This is a genomic window from bacterium (assembly GCA_020440705.1).
Taxonomy (GTDB): Bacteria; Krumholzibacteriota; Krumholzibacteriia; order LZORAL124-64-63; family LZORAL124-64-63; genus JAGRNP01.
Genome location: JAGRNP010000214.1, coordinates 1 through 3,141, shown reverse-complemented (window position 1 = coordinate 3,141; position 3,141 = coordinate 1). Strand labels below are relative to the sequence as shown.

Sequence of the window (3,141 nt, the reverse complement as noted above, 5' to 3'; positions counted from 1 at the left end):
CTCGGGCGCGCTCGTCGCGGAGAACGTGATGAGCAGCTTGCCGCCGCGGCGGCGGACGATCTTCTGGTCGGGCGAGAGCTTGCGTTCGGCGGTGAAGCCGGCGGCCCAGCCGGTGAGTTCGGCCTTCACCTGGAAGCGCTTCTGCTTGATGACGCCGAAGTGGGCGTTGAAGGTCTTCTCGAAGTCGTAGTCGGCGGGGCGCACGAAGGGCGTGTCGGTGAGCTTCACCGAGCGGAAGCGGTGCAGGGCGAGCAGGGGGTCGTAGGGCGCGGCCTTGAAGAGCTTGCCCGGCTCCTTGGCGTAGCGGGCGTGCACGTACACGGTCTCGCGGTGGGAGAAGATCTTCAGGGGCTTGATGCGCGACGTCTTGGGCTTCTTCTCGAGGATCTTCTGGTAGCTGATCTCGCACACGAGGGACTTCTCCATGGCCTCGAGCAGGGTCTGCCACTGGGCGCGGAAGGGCGTGTAGTCGATGGCGCCGGGGCGGTAGACGCCGTAGATGCGGGCGTCGTGGTCGGCGCTGTCGTCGCCGGATTCGGGGCTGTCGTGCAGGAGCTGCTGCGACTTGTGCAGGGCGCTCATGGCGGCGTCGAACTGGTCGCGGCCGAGGAGGTGGCCGGTGAAGGCGCGGCACATGATGAGGGTGTCGAGCTCCTCGTCGGTCAGGGCGACGCGCACCTTGGGCAGCCGGGCGCGGCGCACCTGGTAGAAGCGGCGGCCGCCCTTCATGAAGGAGTCGATCTCCATCCAGTCGAGGGTCTCGAGTTCGCGGATCAGCGCGATGACCGTCTGCTTGGAGCAGTCGAGGTACCCGGCGAGCTCGATGAGGGAGTAGGGCCGGCCCGAGAAGAACAGGCGGGCGAAGACGGAGATCAGGTTCTGGCCGCGGCTGCGGTCGGGGTTGCGTTTCTTCTGCATGGAGGTCCCCCTGATACGATCCTGTAATATTTGTCGCCGCGACACGCGCGCGGCCTACATGGCGTTCTCCAGGCCCCGCAGATCGTTGGGGCTGCCCATGGCGAGCATCACGTCGTCCTCGGCGAAGCGGTAGCCGGCGTCGGGCACGCGGCCGTCGATCTCGGCCTCGTGGCCCTGCACCTTCTTGATCAGCAGCACCGTCACGCCGTAGCGGTTGCGCAGGTCGAGCTCGGCGCAGCTGCGGCCGACGAAGTTGGCGGGCACCGGCACCTCGGCCAGGCTCAGGCCGGCGGCGCCGGGCAGGGGCGTGAAGCGGCCGCCGGTCTCGACCGAGGTGACCATGCTGGTGGCCATCTCGCGCTTGAACATCTCGTCGTTGTAGCGCCGGATGACGTCGTTGGCCAGGATCACGCCGACGAGGCGGCCGTCGGCCACCACCGGCACCTCGAAGCCCACCTTGTCGAGCTTGCGGATGACGCGGTCGAGGCTCTCGTCCGGATGGACCACGGGGAAGCCCTCGGTGAGCATGATGTCCCAGGCGTAGATGGTGTGGGCGGCGGTCTCGCTGGCGGCGAGGAAGGGGCGCACGTCGTCGAAGTTGACGAGGCCGGCGAGGCGGCCGTCGTCGTCGACCACGAAGACCGAGGCGGCGCGGCTCTCGGTGAAGTGGGCCACGAGCTTCACGAGGTCGGCGTTGGCCGGCACCACGGCGCCGGGCGGGTGCATGACGTCGCGGGCGCAGAGGTGGCGCAGCACGTTGAGGCTGCGGCCGCGGAAGACGTCCTGCCCGCGGCGGATCAGCTTCATGGTGTAGATCGAGGCGGTGCACAGGCGCGAGGCGAGCATGGTGGCGATGACGCAGGCGATCATCAGGGGCATGATGATCTTGTAGTCGTTGGTGAGCTCGAAGATGATCATGTACGCCGTCAGGGGCGCGTGGGTGGCCGCGGCCACGACCGCGCCGGCGCCGACCAGGGCGTAGGCGCCCGAGGTGGCGGTGGCGTCGGGCCAGAAGGCGTGGGCCACCGAGCCCACGGCGCCGCCGAGCATGGCCCCGATGAAGAGCGAGGGCGCGAAGATGCCGCCCGACCCGCCCGAGCCGATGGTGATCGCCACGGCGAAGATCTTGATCACCGTCAGGAGCAACAACGTGCGCAGCACCAAATCCTCGTGCAGCGCGGCCTCGATGGCCTCGTACCCCACCCCCATCACCTCGGGATACCACAGGGCGACCACGCCGATGACCAGCCCGCCGAGCACCGCCTGCGCCACGTGCGGGATGCGGCGCAGCGGGCCGTCGAAGAAGTCCTCGGCGCCGTAGAGGATCTTCACGAAGGCCAGCGCCACCAGCCCGCACAGCAGCCCGAGCACGCCGTAGATGAGCAGCTCCCACGGGCTGACGAGGTGGTAGCCGGGCACCAGGAAGGCGGGCGTGTCGGCGAAGAAGTGGTGGCTGACGACGGTCGCGGCCACCGACGAAATGACGATCGGCGTGAGCTGCGACGGCGCGAAGTCGCCCAGGATGACCTCGGCCGAGAAGAGCACGCCCGCGATGGGCGCGTTGAAGGTGGCCGCGATGCCGGCGGCGGCGCCGCAGCCGACGAGGGTCTTCAGCCGGCGCTGCCCCAGGTGCAGCAGCTGCCCGAGGGCCGAGCCCAGGGCCGACCCGATCTGCACGATGGGCCCCTCGCGCCCCACCGAACCGCCCGTGCCGATGCACACGCCCGACGCCACGAGCTTCGCCGCCACCACCCGCGCCCGGATGCGCCCCCCGCGCAGCATGACGGCCTCCATGACCTCGGGCACGCCGTGGCCCTTGGCCTCGCGGGCGAAGAAGCGGGTGATCAGGCCGACGAGCAGACCGCCCACGGCCGGCACCAGGATGACCTGCCACGCGGCGTGCTCGCGGATGCCGTCGAGGGTGAAGGCGGGCATCTGCCAGGCGGTGTGCTGCACCAGGGCGATGAACTTGCGGAACCCGACGGCGCACAGTCCGCCCAGCAGGCCGACCACGACGGCGAGCAGGACCATGACCGTGTGGTACGACTCGAGGATGCGGAGCCGCAGGCGGTGGATGCCGAGTTGTTCGCTGAGTCTCATGGTCGGGGATTGTGGGGGACGGCGGGCGATGGGTCCAGCCTCGATGTGGCGGCGGGCCGGTCAGCGCTCCGGCCCCCACCCGACCAGCGTGCCGACCGCTAGGGCAGGTACTCCCGCGTGAAC

General features: G+C 69.7%; 2 protein-coding genes. Both read right to left on the bottom strand.

What is annotated here, in order from left to right:
* Nucleotides 1-918, bottom strand: a 918-nt coding sequence (locus KDM41_17675) for a WYL domain-containing protein (protein ID MCB1185251.1), incomplete at its 3' end; no start/stop codon positions are given.
* A gap of 54 nt (nt 919-972) precedes the next feature.
* Nucleotides 973-3,018 carry a chloride channel protein gene (locus KDM41_17670; GenBank protein MCB1185250.1) on the bottom strand — a complete coding sequence of 682 codons (2,046 nt, stop codon included), beginning with the start codon at nt 3,016-3,018 and terminating at the stop codon, nt 973-975.
* Between the last annotated feature and the right edge of the window lie 123 nt (nt 3,019-3,141).